The organism is Spirosoma profusum, assembly GCF_014699005.1.
Classification (GTDB): domain Bacteria; phylum Bacteroidota; class Bacteroidia; order Cytophagales; family Spirosomataceae; genus Spirosoma; species Spirosoma profusum.
Map to the genome: position 1 here is coordinate 175867 of NZ_JACWZY010000005.1, position 18248 is coordinate 194114.

Annotated in this window: 10 protein-coding genes; 4 read left to right on the forward strand and 6 right to left on the reverse strand. The window is 47.6% G+C overall.

The features are described from left to right. Positions 1-17: 17 nt before the first annotated feature. Positions 18-2720: a DUF5686 and carboxypeptidase regulatory-like domain-containing protein gene (locus tag IC229_RS08400; RefSeq protein ID WP_190886508.1), complete on the reverse strand. Its 2703-nt coding sequence runs from the start codon at positions 2718-2720 to the stop codon at positions 18-20. Positions 2721-2971: 251 nt separating this feature from the next. On the opposite strand from IC229_RS08400, the gene IC229_RS08405 reads away from it, so the two are divergent. Next, complete coding sequence (locus tag IC229_RS08405) at positions 2972-4330, forward strand: M24 family metallopeptidase (RefSeq protein WP_190886509.1); 1359 nt, start codon at positions 2972-2974, stop codon at positions 4328-4330. 2 nt (positions 4331-4332) lie between these two features. Here IC229_RS08405 and IC229_RS08410 read toward each other — a convergent pair whose 3' ends face one another. The 4 genes from IC229_RS08410 to fbaA form a co-directional block, all read right to left on the reverse strand. Further along, entirely contained in the window at positions 4333-5460 is a 1128-nt protein-coding gene (locus IC229_RS08410) for an efflux RND transporter periplasmic adaptor subunit (protein ID WP_190886510.1), read from the reverse strand. Further along, positions 5441-8758, reverse strand: coding sequence for an efflux RND transporter permease subunit (locus IC229_RS08415; RefSeq protein WP_190886511.1), 3318 nt, complete (start codon positions 8756-8758; stop codon positions 5441-5443). Before IC229_RS08415 ends, IC229_RS08410 begins: the two co-directional genes overlap by 20 nt. Before the next feature lie 529 nt (positions 8759-9287). Next, positions 9288-10634, reverse strand: a complete 1347-nt coding sequence (locus tag IC229_RS08420) for a DUF418 domain-containing protein (RefSeq protein ID WP_190886512.1) — start codon at positions 10632-10634, stop codon at positions 9288-9290. A gap of 141 nt (positions 10635-10775) precedes the next feature. Then, on the reverse strand, positions 10776-11855 hold the full coding sequence (gene fbaA / locus IC229_RS08425; RefSeq protein ID WP_190886513.1) for a class II fructose-bisphosphate aldolase: 1080 nt from the start codon (positions 11853-11855) through the stop codon (positions 10776-10778). A gap of 321 nt (positions 11856-12176) precedes the next feature. On the opposite strand from fbaA, the gene IC229_RS08430 reads away from it, so the two are divergent. Next, positions 12177-12983, forward strand: coding sequence for a sugar phosphate isomerase/epimerase family protein (locus IC229_RS08430; protein ID WP_223833921.1), 807 nt, complete (start codon positions 12177-12179; stop codon positions 12981-12983). Between the two features lie 132 nt (positions 12984-13115). Then, positions 13116-14672: a hypothetical protein gene (locus tag IC229_RS08435; RefSeq protein ID WP_190886514.1), complete on the forward strand. Its 1557-nt coding sequence runs from the start codon at positions 13116-13118 to the stop codon at positions 14670-14672. On the opposite strand, the gene IC229_RS08440 is transcribed toward IC229_RS08435, so the two are convergent. Further along, complete coding sequence (locus tag IC229_RS08440) at positions 14638-14871, reverse strand: DUF2905 domain-containing protein (RefSeq protein ID WP_190886515.1); 234 nt, start codon at positions 14869-14871, stop codon at positions 14638-14640. The two genes, IC229_RS08435 and IC229_RS08440, sit on opposite strands and share 35 nt — an antisense overlap. 505 nt (positions 14872-15376) lie before the next feature. Between IC229_RS08440 and IC229_RS08445 the strand changes: the two genes are divergently transcribed. After that, entirely contained in the window at positions 15377-17575 is a 2199-nt protein-coding gene (locus IC229_RS08445) for a DEAD/DEAH box helicase (RefSeq protein WP_190886516.1), read from the forward strand. The last annotated feature ends 673 nt before the right edge of the window (positions 17576-18248 follow it).

Genomic DNA, 18248 nt, shown 5'->3' on the forward strand with positions numbered 1-18248 from the left:
AGTAACGCTACGTCACCTTACCGCCCGAATTTCAACGTAGTACCAATGCGGAATCCTAAGCCCTGGTATTTGGCATCCTGCCACTGCGAAATAACTTCGACCCGGAAGAAAGGCAGCACCTGCGGGATCAGCCCATCAAGGCCATAGCCAACTTCGGTGTAATTGCGGGATGCTGGCGTGTAGAGATAATGCACAAACAGGTTTTCTTTCAGGCCAATGAGACGCATTAGAGTCAGTTGTGTCACAAAAAATTTACGAAATTCGGCCAGTACGTGTCCTTCGAAAAAGCGCTTGCCCGTACTATACTGATAATAAGGCAATAGCCGATAGGTCGACACTACATCGCCCTGCTGGAAAAAGAACTCGTTACCCGCAAAATGTTTGAAATCCGGTAAGTACAGCTTCCGGTCGTTTAGAAACGTGCCTGCGCTTAGCTGGTAGTTTAAACGACTTCGAATACCCGTCTCGAACGAGTGGCTGATGGTCGCCTGAGCGAAATCGTAATCCAGATCAGCCATTCCTTTTCGGTAGTTCAGCGTTAGTTGCGGAGCGTCGTTGTCGCGTCGGGCAATACGTCGGCCATTCCGGATTATGTATTCGGTTGTTCCCAATTTAGCGGACGCTGTAAGATTCAGAACCAGAGCATTATGAATTGGAAAAGTGGTAGTTTCCACTTCTGCATTGTCCGGTCGATTGGAGGTAAATTCGCGATTTTTCCAGTTGAACCAGGGTTTTATATTTTCTTTAAAATTGGCGAGTTCACTACGTTGTGCATATTCCAGACTACCCACAAATGATAGTCTGTTCTCAAAAGGGGCGGCACTGAACGTAACATTCAGGTAATCTTTCTGATAAAGTTTCGCCAGATTTTGTTCAAACAATAACGTAGTAAACGTATTAAGCGCCGGACTAATCGGATTGTCGGGATTAAACTGATAGAGATAACGACCACCCGATACATTAATACGTGTCGATTTGTGCTGATAGCCCGCTTGTCCGTACCCAACGAACTGTTTTCGCCCAAACTGATACCGTAGATTTCCACCAACTGTCCACTCGCTCAGCGGAATCTGCATAAACCGACTAATGGAATCTACTTTCGGTCGGTATCGCAACGTCAAACTGCTTTCGACAGCGTAGCCTTCTACTGTATTATATTCAATTCGGGACAGGGGGCCGCCGTATTGCAACGTAGTGAATTTTGACGGTCGCCAGGTATAATCAAACAATAACTGACCTGCCGAAAATTTATTCCGATTTCGTCGGCGGGTCGTACTATCGCTGCGGGTCGTATCGGTGCCGGGAGCTTTTATTTCCCGCACAAGCCCCAGACTATCAGCTTTTTTGTAACTTTTGGCTTCGTTCGTTGTCAGCGGTACCGAACGTAGCGAATCCCAGAATACGTTGGTGCGTTTCCGGGCGAGTGAATCTACCACCAGCGAATCGTCGCGCACAACCGTTACGTCCTCTTTACGTTTTTTGCGGGCCTCCTTCTCCTGTTTTTCGTATTCCTTGACCAACTGACGCAGGTTTTTAGTCGAAAACTCCTTTTGCTTTTTCACTACGTCCTCAAGCTGGCTGCCTTTGATATCTTTTTTCGACAACGTAGTGGCAGGCGCACCTTTCTTCTCGTCAGCCACTTCAATATCAGCGGCAAACGCCGGATTCACGACAAATTCACTGAACGTCAGGTTGCGAACGTAGTACCCAGAAGCCCGTACACCCAGGTACGATCCACTACCCGTATAGCGCTGATTAGCAGGCATCCAGACGCCCTGTACGGGACTGCAAATGTGATTTACACCAATCGTAATACCGATGTTCGTAACGGTTTCCAGTTGCAGACTGTGGATAGCCCAGCTATTTTCGAGAATATAGATTGTTCCTCGGAAAACACCTTCGCCAAACTGTCGCGGAATGACCTGAATTTTACTGATTTCGATGGGCTCCCCATTCGGACCCGGCTCACGAAACGTGCCTTTATACTCGAATTTATAATAGGCAAACGCCTTCGGCGACAGGGGCGACACGGTCCCGCCAATTTCAGGATTGTAAAAGCTAGCGTTATAAAACCGGCTAGGGCTCAGGAAATCGCCTGACGAATTGCGGTTGGCAATAATCTTTTGCCGATACGTATTGGGCATACTAAACGCTACTTCCGCAACGGTTTCGTTCAGGATGGGCACGCCAACTTTAAAATTGGCATCGCGTTCGGCTTCTTTAAGTTGTTTCTTAAACGCCATTTCGGCTAGTTTAGGAATATCGAGCACCGTAACTGACGACTTAGTGTATACGCGGGCTTTGAAACGTAGCACCTGCAACTGATGATAGCGACTCTTGGCAATTGCCCGACGCATAATGGTGTAGGCAGGGTCTTCATTCCCCGCTTTAGTTTGTACCTCAGCCAGACGCAGCGCCTGCTCTTCCAACGTAACATCCAACGTAGTAAAACCCGTCTCTATCTCAACTGGTTTCTGAATGGTCTGAAAGCCCAGGTATTGAAAAACGATATTGTATTTACCCGGTGCCAGCGCAATTTCAAAGCGTCCTTCATCATTGGAAATAGTGCCCGTTGGGGTGCCTTTCACAATGATAGCCGCATACGGTAAGGGATCTCCTTTGGCATTTTTAACCGTCCCACGCAGGCCCGTAGACGCCGTTTGCGCCAGCAGGGTCAGGGTAGAAAATAGAAAAGACAAAACAAACAGAGCAGACTTCATGCACAAAAGAAGCGGTTGGACATACTTTACACCAAGCTAACGAATATAAACCTGTATTCTATTTATCCCTGTTGAATTTAACAAGTTGTCATTTTCTCGAAATAGCTACTGAGTAGATGCATAACACTACGCATTCGTTGCCTGGATGTTTTGTTAAAAAAACAGAATATTGTTCCGCTTGCCAGTCAGTCCGGCTAGGGTTGCTTTTATCAATTATGTATCTTGCCTTAAACCGTACTCACCTGAATCATATGCAGAAAATAGGCTACTTCTTCCTCAATTTATCTATTTTTTCTATACTCGTTTTGGCGGCATCAGCCCAACCGTCGCCTTCAACCGTACTTCCCGAACGCGAACGGGCACGTATCGTCGATGAGATTCTGGAGGATCGCTTCACGAATCTGCTGCCGCAATTAATGCGTCGCGAGGGAATCGATATGTGGGTTATTATCTCCCGCGAATACAACGAAGATCCGGTGCTACGTACCATGCTGCCCAGTACGTGGCTCTCGGCCCGCCGACGTACCATTATGGTCTTTTTCGATAATGGGAAAGAAATAGAGAAGCTCGCCATCGCCCGTTATGACGTAGGAAACCTGCTCAAAGGTGCCTGGGATATTGACGTCAGACCAAATCAGTGGGAAGCACTGGCAAAGATCATCGAAGATCGAAAGCCTAAGAAAATCGGGTTAAATACATCGCTAAACTACGGTCACGCCGACGGACTTTCATTCTCTGAACACGAAGAGTTTTTGAAAAGACTTCCTGCCGATTATGTGAAACGTATCGTATCGGCCGAGAAAATAGCGGTTGGCTGGCTCGAAACACGTACCGAAAAAGAAATGGCGATCTATCCGCTCATCTGCCGGTTATCGCACCAGATTATCCAGGAAGGTTTTTCAGAACAGGTCATCCAGCCCGGCGTAACAACGACCGACGACGTAGTATGGTGGTTCCGGCAACGTATCACGAGCTTAGGTCTTGATACGTGGTTTCACCCGACAGTCGATGTGCAACGCGCCGATACTCAACAGTTCGAGCACTTGCGCACGTTCTCCAAACGGCCAGATAAGCAGGTGATTATGCCCGGTGATTTGCTGCACGTCGATTTCGGCATTACGTACCTGCGCCTGAATACCGACCAGCAGCAACATGCCTACGTGCTACGTTCCGGCGAAACCGACGTACCGGAAGCTATCAAAACAGCTTTCAAACAGGGCAACCGGCTACAGGATATTCTGACTGAGCAGTTTAAAGCAGGAAAAACCGGCAATCAGATGCTGCTGGCGGCACTGGATCAATCAAAAAAAGAAGGCATTATGGGCACCATTTATTCCCACCCAATCGGTGTTCACGGTCACGCGGCTGGCCCAACCATCGGCCTTTGGGATCAGCAGAAAGGCGTTCCCGGCCCGGGCGATTATCCGTTGCTGGCTAACACGGCTTATTCCATCGAGTTAAACGCTGCTGTTGAAATTCCGGAATGGAAGAAAGTGGTACGCATCATGCTCGAAGAAGACGGCTTTTTCGACGGTCAATCGTTTCGTTACATTGATGGACGGCAAACCGAAATCTATACGATTCCTAGGAAGTTGGGCTATGTAAAGTAGTGCTATTTCACATTTACCGGCCCACCGTCCCGAATTTCCTCACCAGCCGTTTTAACGAGTTGGTCGCCTTCAGTGAGCTGGCCAAAAACTTCCACTTGCTCGTCAGCCTCCAGTCCTTTTTTGACGGGTATCCAGACGGCCTTTTTGTCGCTGACTTTAATCACATAAACACCTTTCGACGAATTGACAATGGCCGATTTAGGAACGATAAACGTATTGGCCTGAGTAGGCAGCGGCAGATTCACTTCAGCCACCATACCAGGCAGCAGTTTCTTATCAGTATTGACAACATCCACCTCAATACGTTCCGCCCGCAGGCGTTTGTCCAATGCACCCGATAGCCGTTTTATCTGCCCGGTAAACTTTTTATTGGGAAATGTTTTAACGGTAAAGCTCACTTCGCCGTTTTGATGCACGTAGCCCGTATAAGCCTCAGGCACGGCCACAACCAGACGAAGTCGTTTCTGCTCGGTCAGCACAAATAAAGGAAATTCGGAGCCTTTACCGGCTGGCCCGATGTATGCCCCCGTACTTGCATTCCGCGTACTGATCACACCATCGAAGGGAGCACGAATGGCGAGGTAATTCTGGAGTGTTGAAACTTCACGTAACGCCGATTTAGCAGCATCCAGTTGGGCCAGATCGGCGTTACGTTTGGCAAGGGCCTGATCGACGTCGTTTTTCGAGACGGCGCCCGAAAATTTACTGGCCTCCAGAATACGCTCGTAATTGGCTTTACTGGCAATAGAAAGCGCTTCCTGACCTTTCAACCGTGATTCGGCTGACGCTAATTGAGCGCTAAGTTCGGGAGCTTCGGCCTGCGCCAGTAACTGCCCCTGACGTACTTCCGAACCCACATCAACATTCAGCGATTTGATGAATCCACTCACTTTTGCATAAATATCGACATCACGAAACGCCATCAATTCGCCGGGAATATTGAGCGACGACGACAGTTTTCCTTTTTTCAGCGAGAATACGTCGATAGCCGCAGGGGCTTCCGGCGCTTCCGATGCGGATTCTTTAGCTTCCGATTCAGAGGAATGGCAATTCGTTAAGGATACAGCCAGCAGTAACCCACAGGCAATAACAATCAGATTACGCACAGGCTTATGAATGAGCCGTTTCATACGGGGAAGGACTATAAAATTTACTGTCTTTATCTTCAGGATCGAGCGATACCGATTCGGTTGAGGTTTTCTCCTGCACCCAGGCAAACGCCAGCGGCAAAATAAACAGAGCGGCAAATGTAGACGCAATCAGGCCACCAATAACGGCGCGTCCTAATGGTGCCGCCTGCGAACCACCTTCGCCCAACCCAGAAGCCATCGGTATCATCCCGACGACCATTGCTACGCTCGTCATCAGAATAGGTCGTATACGTATCGAAGCCGCTTCACGAGCCGATAGCAGGGCATTTCCGTTACGCATCCGTAACTCTTCGGCGTTGGTGACCATGAGTACAGCGTTGGAAATTGATACGCCCACCGACATAATCATGCCCATATACGATTGCAGATTCAGTGTGGAGCCCATCAGCATCAGCAACACCAGCGACCCAACCAGTACTGCCGGTACAGTACACAAAACCACCAACGACACTTTAAACGACTGAAAATTAGCCGCCAGCATCAGGAAAATAACCACAATAGCCGTTAACAGCCCTGTTTCTAAACTCTCCAACGTATCAATAAGTACCTGTGTCAGGCCCTGCATTTTAACTGTCAAACCACGCGGCAATTCGCCCAGTGAATCGATGGCTTTCTGCACGTCACGGGCCGCCGTTCCCAAATCAATATCGTTCAGATTGGCGGTAACCGATAGCACTGGAATGGCTCCGATATTATCGTTTTCGCCATACGTAGTCCCTTTTTGCAACGTAGCAACGTCGCTCAGCACCGGACGGTTCGTGTTGGGAAGAACCGGAATTTCGCCGAGATCGTTGATGGTCGTCATTCGGTTTTCGGGAACCTGTACCTGAACCGTGTATGACTGGCTTGATTTTGGATCAATCCAGACGCTTTTCTCTGTGTAACGCGACGACGACGTAGCGGCAATTAGCGAGCGCGAAATTGCCGATATGTCGGTACCCAGTTGAGCGGCCCGCGTCCGATCGATTGTTACGTTGATAGTTGGGTATTTGGTAGCCTGACCAATCTGCACATCGCGCAGGTAACGTATCTTGTTCAGTTTGGCGATTACTTTGTTCGCGTATTCTTCGTTCTGTTTTTTGTTTTTACCTGTCAGCTTCACCTCAATCGGCGTCGGCGATCCCTGACTCAGAATTTTGTCGGTTAGTTCAATTGGCTCGAACGAGAGCTTTACACCGGGGAGGGCCTTATTCATACTAGCCCTGAATTTATCCTTCAGTTCATCCAGCTCTACGTCATAATCTTTTTTCAAACTCACCTGAAGAACACCTTCCTGCGGCCCGGCCATGAACAGGTAAATCGGGCTCGTAGAAAACTGCGCTCCGTGCATCCCGACCATCGCCGATGTAATTTCAATGTTTTCTTTCCCAACGAGTTGCTTCAGTACGTCGATGGTTTTCAGCATGGTAGCCTCAGTTTTTTCGAGTCGTGTACCGTCGGGATTACGTAACCGCACCTGAAACTGATGGCCTGTAACTTTCGGCAGTACGTCGCGGCCAATGTTTGTAATCAGCAGAAACACGATGCCCATCATGCCCACTACGTAGGCAGTAACAATCAGCTTGCGATGGGGTATGATACGTCGAATAAATCGGGTATACCGGCCTCGCATCCGCTCGAAATAACTGATTTTGCCGTCGTTGTTCAGGTCTTCCCGTTCGGCCAGTATTTCCTTCGATCGTAGTAATGTTTCTTTTTCGAGATGCCCATTTCCGTTTCCGTTCATGGTCACTACGCTATTTTTGAATTTCAAGAGCTTTCTACCTTTCCGTTTAGGTATTTTGCCGTTGCCTACGTGGGCGTGTTCCTTCATCATCCAGTTCGCCAGCACTGGCACCAGCGTCTGCGCCATCAGGTATGATGTAATCATAGAGAAGCCAATCGCCAGCGCCAGTGGCAGGAACAAGGCCCCCGGTATGCCCGTCATGGTGAAGGCAGGGGCGAAAACGGCCAGAATACAGAACAGAATCAGCAGTTTGGAAAAGGCGATTTCCTTACAGGCGTCCCAGATAGCCAGGGCTTTGGGTTTACCCATGTCCAGATGCTGGTGGATGTTTTCAATCGTCACCGTACTTTCATCGACCAGAATACCGATAGCCAGCGATAAGCCACTCAGGGTCATGATATTGATGGTCTGTCCAAACAGAGACAGGAACAGCACGCCCGAAATAATACAGGTTGGAATGGTGATAATAACGATGAGCGCTCCCCGCCAATCGCCCAGAAATAATAACACCATCAGGCCGGTCAGAATGGCTCCGATAGCGCCTTCTGTCATCAGGCTTTCGACCGCATTAATGACGTAAACCGATTGGTCGAAGGTATACGTCAGTTTTACATCTTCCGGCAGCAGCGCCTGAAAGCGGGGCAATGCGGCTTTCAGATTCTGCACCACTTCCCAGGTCGACGCATCGGCGGATTTGGTAATCGGCAAATACACCGACCGCTTTCCATTGACCAATACGTAGCCCTGCGTAATGTCGGCCCCGTCTTCGATGGATGCTACGTCTTTCAGATACAGGTTTTGCACCGTACCTGAATAAAGCGGAATGTTGCCAAAATCCTCGATATTTCGGACGGTGGTGTTGGCCGGTGTAAAGTAATTATAGTCGCCGATACGTACGTTGCCGGCCGGCGTTGCGGTGTTATTGATACGTAGTGCTGCTACTAACTGATCGGGCGAGAGGTTGTGGGCACGTAGCAATTCGGGGTCAGCTTTGATGACGATGGAACGGGCATTCCCACCAAACGGCGCGGGCGATACTAACCCCGGCACCGACGTAAAGCCGGAGCGGATGTAAACGTTCGCCATGTCCTGCAACTCGTTATTGGTACGTATCGGGCTGCTCAGCACCAATTGCCCAACCGGCAACGTAGAGGCATCGAAACGTAGAATAAACGGCGGTTGTGAACCGGGCGGAAAACTGGATTGCGCCCGGTTAGAGTAGGCCGACACTTCGGCGGCAGCCTGCGCCATATTAGTACCTTCGTAAAACGAAAGTTTGAGCAGCGTAATACCCTGAATATTTTTGGTTTCAATACTTTTTACGCCCGATACGTAGAGAAGCAGGTTAACGTACTGTTTCCCAAAAAACGACTCCATCTGGTCGGGTGTGTAGCCGCCGAATGGCTGGGAAATATAAATGACGGGCAAGTTCAGATTGGGGAATATGTCAATCTTGATGTTGCGGACTGCCCCTACGCCAAAGTAAAATAAACTGGCAACGATTACCAGAATCGTAATCGGCTTACGTAAGGCGGCACGAATTAAATCCATAAATTATCTAAATGCTACGTCGAAATTATGTCTGGGTTATGATACAAAGGTGCACCGAGAAGAGACGGAGATTCACCGAGATTTTATTTTCTCGGTGAATCTCCGTCTCTTCTCGGTGCACCTTTGTATCATAATTTTTAAAAGCCAATTTTTTCAACAATCTATCCCATTCCCGCTTATATCTTCCTGAAAGTTAACGAATTTGAGTGGGACTTTCATTCGTTGACTACCAGTACGTTGAAGGTTATTTCCGAATCACTACGTTCTCCATCCACATCACTTATCGATTGGTTTAGGTAAAAACACTCACGCCCGACATTCTGGTAAAAGTCCTATAAGTATGGTAGAAACCAGGCATTCATTTTTGACGTAGTGATACGTTATAGCTGATTTCGAATGGTCTACAAACCAGAAAATTACCCAGTGTTTTTAGTAAAAATCTGTGAGAAAAATATTAATTGTGTTAATGTTAAAAACACAAAAAGTGCCGAGCTTTAGACCCGGCACTTTTCAAACAAGACTGCTACGTTCACGACCGACGTATCGGTTGCCGTTGCCAGTACGTCAGGCTACGCCACACCCATTCGAGCGGCCCAAACTGAAACGAACGTAGCCACATCGTACTGAAGACAATATTGACCGTCCAGACTAGCAATACAACGCCGTAGAGCTGGTAATACTCCAGATAGCCAAAATAGCCGAGCCCATATCCAAAGAAAATAAGTGTACACAGAATTGTGTGAAGAATGTAATTCGTGAAGGCCATCTGCCCAACTGCGCTCAACGCCCGAAATACACCCTGAGCAACGCCCGACTGGATCAGTAAAATCAGCGCACTAACGTGTGCCACGACCAGCAGCATCCGCTGAACGGGGTACAGGAAAGCCCCAGCATTTACGGACTGTGAATCCAGGAAAGCGGTTACGTCTGGATACAGATGACCGTACCACCAACTAAACAATACTACTGGTAATCCCAGTCCGTAGCCAACTGCCAGGCAACGCCAGTACGTTCGGCGAGGCAGTTTGCCTGTCAGAAAGCCCCATTTGAACAGCGCCATACCTAGAATCATCAATCCGAGCGCATCCCAAAGCGTAAAAAACATGTATTTCGTCTGGAATTTGAAGGCCAGCGGTCGAACGTAGCTGGCCACGTCGGTATAACTTCCGCGCATCAATTTGGTATTTTTATCGACTTCTGCTTTGTCGGGGATAAAATCCCGGGCAGTTTCGAGCCAGACAGTTTTAGCTTCCTGCTGAGCTTTGGTCAACGGCTGCTTCGCTTTTTCGGCCTTAATTACGTCCAGATAGGCCAGCCGCTGTTCCCGCATGTTACTATAAAATAACTGGTTACTAATGGCATCAAAACTTCCGAGTACCAACGCAATACCCAGCAACCATTTTGGATTTAGTTTCCGGAACCAGAACAGAATTAGCGCGCAAACACCATAGCCGTAAAGAATGTCGCCAAGCCAGAGCGTTACGTGTGCGTGAATCAGCCCGAATAGAATCAGCCAGCCCATGCGTCGGTAATATAAGCCTGTCACGGCCCATCGGCCTGCGCCAGCCTGTTCTTTTCGTTCGGTGAAAATGAGTACGCCCGCTCCGAAAATCATCGAAAACAGAGCTCTCATTTTCCCCTCAAATACGATGGTGATAAAAAAACTGAACCAGTAATTAATATTGCCGGTGTCGTTCCGGAATGCATCGCTAAAGCGTTCGGGCATGGCGAAGTAAGGAATATTCATCAATAAGATGCCTAACAACGCTATGCCACGTAGCATGTCGATGGTTTTGATACGTTCGGCCTGAGCTACGGGTTTATATTGTAATGGAGGTTGGTTGCTGGTGAGGTCAATAGTAGGTGTGCTTTCCATACGATCAATTAAAGAGGTGTCGCCCAAAACAACTCATAGTCAGGCAATAATCATAGCGTAGAATTACGTAAATGTTAGATTTCAGGCATAAAAAATGCCGGATTTTGTGAATCCGGCACTTCAATAAACTGAACACTAATACTATGCCAATCGATTGATACAGTTCAGATCTTCGAATGCAATTTTCAGGCGTTGCACCATGCTTTCTTCGCCTTTACGCAGCCACACACGTGGATCGTAGTATTTTTTGTTTGGCGAATCCGCGCCCTCGGGATTGCCCAATTGTGATTGCAGATAGCCCTCTTTCGATTTGTAATATTTCAGAATACCTTCCCACATAGCCCATTGCATATCGGTATCGATATTCATTTTGATAGCTCCGTAGCGGATGGCTTCGCGAATTTCCTCGCGACTTGAACCTGAACCACCGTGGAAAACGAAATTCACTGGGAGCGGTCCTGTGTTATATTTCTCCTGAATGTAATTCTGCGAATTATTCAGGATAATGGGCTGGAGCTTTACGTTGCCCGGCTTATAGACACCATGTACGTTCCCAAACGCAGCCGCAATAGTGAAATTCGGCGAAATCTTGCTCAGTTCTTCGTAGGCATACGCTACTTCCGACGGTTGTGTATACAGTTTTGAGTCGTCGACGTCTGAGTTATCAACGCCGTCTTCTTCACCACCGGTTACGCCTAATTCAATTTCGAGCGTCATGCCGATTTTGGCCATTCGCTCAAAATATTTCGAACAGATCTCGATGTTTTCTTCAATCGGCTCTTCCGACAAATCGAGCATATGTGACGAATACAGCGGCTTACCCGTCTGATCAAAATGCTTCTCGCCAGCAGCCAGCAGACCGTCGATCCAGGGCAGGAGTTTCTTGGCACAGTGGTCGGTATGCAAAATGACCGGCACGCCATACAATTCTGCTACGTGATGAACGTGCATGGCCCCCGAAATAGAGCCCGCAATGGCAGCCTGTTGCTTATCGTTAGGAAGCGATTTACCAGCATAAAAAATGCCGCCCCCATTGGAGAACTGAATGATTACCGGCGAGTTTACGGCTTTTGCTGTTTCCAGAACGGCGTTTACCGAGTCCGTCCCTACTACGTTGACGGCAGGTAATGCGTAATCATTTTCATTAGCGTGCCGAAATAATTCGGTAACACCTTCGCCGGTTACAACGCCGGGGGAAAATCGGGTGGCAGTTTCGCTCATAAGTTAGAAGTTAATCTGTCTTTTTTCATTTTCCGTTTCACCCAAATGACGTCTGACAGATTACGTTTTGATTTTTTAAGGGAGTAAAATCAGGTATACTCGCCACAAAAGTACCAAATTTTCCGCTAACGCTTTGAGGGAGCAGATTATTTAACCGCAGAGCTCACAAAGGAATCGCAAAGGATCGCGGAGCTTCTGCATTCTTTAGCAAGCTCTGCGGTTAAATAATCCGTTTTGTAGGCTAGTCAAATCAGGAATGACGTTTTCTGATACGATTTTTTATCTACAATTTTGACCTTATAAACTAAACCACTTTTCCTGTTGAAAACTCTCTTCTACTGCCCAATGTGGGGCATGGAAAGCCTCTCCTACCCAGAAGCGGCCCGACGCGTGAAAGCTGCCGGATATGACGGTATGGAAATTGCAGCCGGGCCAGACAAACGTAAAGAAGCCGTGCAGGTCACCCGTGACAATAGTCTCGACCTGATTCTGATGGCATTTGGCGGTGGGTCAAATTTCGCGGAACACAAAAAGAAGTACCACGACGACCTGCTCGACGTTGCCTCGCACAAACCTTCATTCATCAATGCCCACACCGGCCACGATTACTTTACGTTTGAACAGAACGCCGAGTTGATTCAGGTAGCTGCTGACGTACAGAAACAAACGAGCGTCCGAATTTTACACGAAACGCATCGGGGGCGGTTCTCCTATAGTGCTCCAGCCATTCAGTATTATTTAATGAAGCTGCCCGAATTACGGCTAACCGCCGATTACTCGCATTGGGTCAACGTAGCAGAATCGTACCTGACTGATCAGGCCGAAAACGTAAATCGAGCCATTGCGGTCAGCGATCACATTCATTGTCGAGTTGGACATCCTGAAGGGCCACAGGTCAATGATCCACGTGCGCCAGAATGGAAAGACGCCCTCGAAACTCATGCCAAATGGTGGGATGCCATTCGGGCAAGGCTGCAAAAAGCTAATGCCACTACCCTAACCGTTACCTGTGAATTTGGTCCGGCGGGTTACCTCCCTACCCTGCCCTACACACAGCAACCGGTTGCTAGTCAGTGGGATGTGAACGTATTTATGAAAGATTACCTGAAAAAACGTTGGCAAGTGTAACGTGGACAAGATGTTCGCCCGGTAAACACAAAGAATATGTGGAAATCTTATCCGCGTCACTTAGTATGATTTTTGCTACGTATCATAAAATGTGCGTATCAATCCTACGTAGTAATTCGTAAATTTGAGTATATGCTTCGAACCCTCTACATAGTCTGGTTTTTGGTAGCAGTTGCTAGTTGCCCGACCTGGGCACAACTGGCCCATTCCCTACGGATTGAAATTCCGTCGGACCCAGACGAAGCTGAAGCCTTCGACGTAACGCCCCTTGGCGAACAAGGTGTTTTGGTATCCATCAGAACGGGCGGTTTTATGGATCACACACCGCCAAAATTCGACTTTCAGAAATACGACATTAATCTTAAGCGCATCTGGCATGCTACGTTCGAACAGAATATAGCGTTCAGGTCGGTGATGACCTACAACACTGACCAGTTCGTCTACTACCTATTTAGGGAGGACGACACCGACCGGTTCCAGTTTTTTCGCCTACATCTTGAAGACGGTACGTTCGAAACCACTGAAGGCAGGCTCATTGACCAGTTCGACGTGCAGCAGTTCAAAGTTATGGGTAGTCAGGCTTATGTAGGGGGTTATCGGCATGGGCGTCCGGTGGTCATGGCGTTTTCCTTCTTCGACAATTCGGCCAGAGTTTTGCCAGGGATGTATGTCAATCGCATGGAAATCAGCAGCTTAGAAGTTGATGAGAATCGTCAGGAAGTAAACGTACTGGTTCATTCGCTCCGGCGGCACTGCAAGTTTTCACTCAGAACGTACAATTATGACTGTAAGCTGCTACGTACCACTGACTTCGATGGCGCTCAGAATAGCCTGATTTCAGGAAAACTCCTGCCGATCAACGAGCAGGAATCGTTGCTAGTGGGTAATTACTCGACCAGTTGCACTCCTTACTCGCAGGGCATATACGTAACACGACTGCGCCAGGGAGAAAATACAGACGAGTCGATCAATTCGATTCAGTACATTGAATTTTCACAATTAGAGAACTTCTTTAATTTCCTGAAACCGCAACGTCAGCAGAAACTGCTAGCAAAAGCCCATAAGAAAAAAGAAGAAGGTAAAGATTATAAGTTTCATTACCGACTTCTGGTACACGATCTTAAACCGACGCCCAATGGCCTGATTTTGGTAGCCGAAGTGTATTATCCACAATACCGGGGCAGCACGATTGCCTACGGAGGTTTTCTACGTAACGCCGACCGGTACGAAGGTTTTCGCTACACACACGCCTTCATCTGCGAATTCGACAAACAAGGGAAGTTGCTGTGGGACAACTGTTTCCCTATCAAGGAACTTGTCAGTACAGAGCTAACCGAAATGGTGCAGGTGTCGCAGCAGGGCGACCGTATAGTGCTGGCTTATCCTAACGACGGTGAGATTACAACCGAAGTAATTCAACGTAACAAAATCCTGAAAGAAACTGAAAAATTTAAGCTTCAGACAAACGCTGAAGAAGACAAAGTAACGTTTTCAGCCCAAGATAATCTCATGGCCTGGTACGGTCAACACTTCCTGGCCTGCGGATTTCAGAAAATTGCACCTTCGAAAAACATCGCTCGTCAACGGGAGGTGTTTTACCTCAACAAGTTAACGTATCAGGAGAACGCCGAACAACCGGCAAAATCGACCAGCGTTAAGGCCCGAAAAAGCGACGGATCAGAACGATAATCAGGTTTAATAATAAGCTGACTACAAGGCACGTAACGATAGGAAAATAAAACCCGCCCCCATTTTTGCCTTCAATACGTACATCGCCCGGCAATTGCCCCAGCCAGTTAAGTTTGTCGCCAAAAAAGTAAACCATCAGCCCCACAAGCACGAGTGCAACACCAATCAGAATTATGTATTTGCCAACTGTAGACGTCATAAGAACAATGTATAAAGTATGAAATATGAAGCCGTTGCCCAACTGGTACGAATGTACATACATTATATATCATTCTTCATACACGATTGAAAGAGACTTTCTCAAATAAATCCAATATTCATTAGCGCTCATTTGCTTTTTCGGGGTTTTCTTCTTACTTTTGCACCAGATTTTCTAAAGCGACATCCGTCGCGTCTCTGTTTCTCTCCTTTTTACACGCTGAGTTAGGTCTGACAGAGCCCAGTACGGATGTACAGATGGGTTTTCTGTGTGGACGCTCCCGGGTTGGAGCAATTGCGCGTGGGCTAATCGTCAATCGGTCGTAATCAGCACGTTGTGGGTCATCAAGCTGATACGTTGTCATTTCTCCTTAAGGGCAGGAGAATAGGGCCTTGTTGGGTCGTTGGGCAGCTTCGTTCGTTGGGCAATTTTCGCATTATCGCGCCGTTCACAGGCATTTACTCGTCTTCGCTTGGAGGTTTATAACAACTTATTTTCCAAGTTAATGAAAACGAAAACCACTAAATCCGTTGATCAGAATAATCTGATCGATATTGAAAAAATAGCGCAGGAAATGGCTGCCAGTGCGGGTATTCCTGTTGAAAAAACAGCCGATACCAAACCAAAGGCATCCCGCAAAAAAACTGAAAAAGCAGTTGTCGATTCGGCATCAGAAATTACCCCTCTTGATTCAGCCAGCGAAACGGTTGCGGAAGGCATCGCCGATAAGGTTGTTATTGTAGCCGATGAACCGCTTTCTACTTCGGTAGATGCTACGGTTACTGAAACGGCTCCAGCTAAACCAGCCGATTCAAACCAGATTCTATTTGCCGACCTTCCAATTTCGGAGGAAATCCTGCGAGCCGTAACCGACATGGGTTTTGTAAGTCCTTCGCCTATTCAGGCTGAAGCGATTCCGCCTATCCTGGATGGCCGCGACGTGATTGGTCAGGCGCAAACCGGTACCGGAAAAACGGCAGCATTTGGCATTCCAGCACTTGAACTGGTTGATGTTCAGGACCGCTCGGTGCAAGCACTTATTCTTTGCCCTACTCGCGAACTCGCTTTGCAGGTTGCCGATGAAATTCGGAAACTGGCAAAGTACAAGCGCGGTGTAAAGATTGAAGCCATCTACGGTGGAGACTCCATCGAACGGCAGATTCGGTCGCTTAAGTCGGGGGTTCACATTGTTATTGGTACGCCGGGACGGGTGATGGACCACATGGAACGTAACACCCTGAAGCTCGACAATGTGAAAATGATGATTCTCGACGAAGCTGACGAAATGCTCGATATGGGCTTCCGCGAAGACATCGAAAGCATTCTGGAAGACATGCCCCAAGAACGGCAAACGATTCTGTTCTCGGCCACCATGTCAAAACCCATCTTGCAGATTACCCAGAAATTCCAGCAGGACCCGGTACTGGTGAAGGTTGTCAAAAAAGAACTGACCAACACCAACATCGAGCAGGTGTATTTTGAGGTTAAACCAAAGGCAAAAGTTGAAGTGATGTGTCGTCTGATCGATATGTATGATCTGAAACTGCTACTGGTTTTCTGCAACACCAAACGTAAAGTCGATGAGATTGTCGAGGATTTACAGATTCGTGGCTACCAGGCTGAAGGGCTTCATGGCGATTTGCGTCAGGCGCAACGTAACAACGTTATGGGCAAATTCCGCGCCGGTACTACCAGCATTCTGGTTGCTACCGACGTAGCAGCCCGTGGTATTGATGTAGACGACGTAGATGCCGTTATCAACTTTGATATTCCCCTTGACGAAGAGTACTATGTTCACCGCATTGGTCGGACGGGTCGTGCTGGTAAATCAGGGCGCGCATTCTCGATGGTTGGTCGTGACGAAAAATTCCGTTTCCGCGAAATCCAGAACTATACGAAAGTTCGGGTTGAAAAAGGCGTAATTCCATCGTTTGAGGATATTGTTGGTATTCGCAAAGCCCGTTTTATCGAGCAATTGCAGCTAACAATCGCCGAAAGTAAGGATTTGAATCTGTATGACGACCTGCTGACGCAACTACATCATGCTGGTTTCTCCACCGAACAAATTGTTGCGGCTCTGGTGAAACGTAGCATGGGTATCGAGAAAAACGAATTTGCCGACCAGAATCTTGGTCTTGACGATGACCGTCGACGTGAAGATCGTCGTGATCGTTTTGGTGATCGGGGACGTAACGACGGACCGGGTCGTTTCGATGACCGCCGTAGTGGTGGCCGCTTCGGTGATCGTGACGAACGGGGACGTTTCGGCGACAGAGACCGTAATGATCGGGGACGTAACGACGGACCGGGCCGTTTTGGCGATCGCGACCGGGGTGGTTACGCTGACCGGCCACGTTTTGGACGTAATGACGGACCAGACCGTGACCGTCAGTCCGGCCCACGCGATGGTGGGGGACGTAACGGTTATTTCGACCGCGACGAAAAGCGTGTTCCTCGCGAACGAGAAGCGAACATGACCCGCCTGATGGTAAGCATCGGTCGTCGTGACTACGTAAGACCCGGCGATATTGTCGGCGCGATTGCTGGCGAGGCTAATATTCCGGGTAACAGCATTGGCAGCATCGACATTTTCGACAAGTTCACGTACGTTGACGTACCGAAAGACGTAGCCAACCGGGTTGTTGAAGCCATGGAAGGCAACACTATAAAAGGACGCCGAGTGAATATTGAGGTGGCACGATAATTGCCCAACCATTAGTAACAAAAAAGCCGAGATTGTAAAATGATCTCGGCTTTTTTGTTACTTTTCTCAATTTTCTTTAACCAATTATTATTATATTTGCTATATTATCAACTAAAAACACGTAACTATCGACTTGTACAACTACTTTCATGAAGACACTTAAGATTGACTTAGTAAACAATACAATCAAACATCGCTATCGAGATAGTCATAAAGGCGATCAGCACTGGGTATTAAATACTTTTGACGTAAATCTATCAACCTTCAGATTCATACTAGCAAATCTATGAAGTATATGAAAATATAATTCTTGACACTTTAACCAGAAAAAGATTATTTTTTAGATACCTTCCTTTTCAAATCTAATTTTCTGGTTCACTTATTGCATAAATATTAATTATAGTAGATTATCAAAGCCAGATCAGTACTATCGCCTACTATATGGTAAGAAGGCCAGTGAGCAATCATGGTATTTCTGGGTGTTTACTAGGAGTTACCCAGTTATCAAGTAGCGCACGAGGCCTATTGGCATAAATAATGGTTAGCAAATTAGGTAGTAAAAATAGCTGACCATCACCTCCCTAAACATTTACAGGGAAGAGATTTATAAGTAAGTCCAGAAACAAAAATGGGACTGAACGGGCGAAGCTGTAAACTATAATACGTACTATAT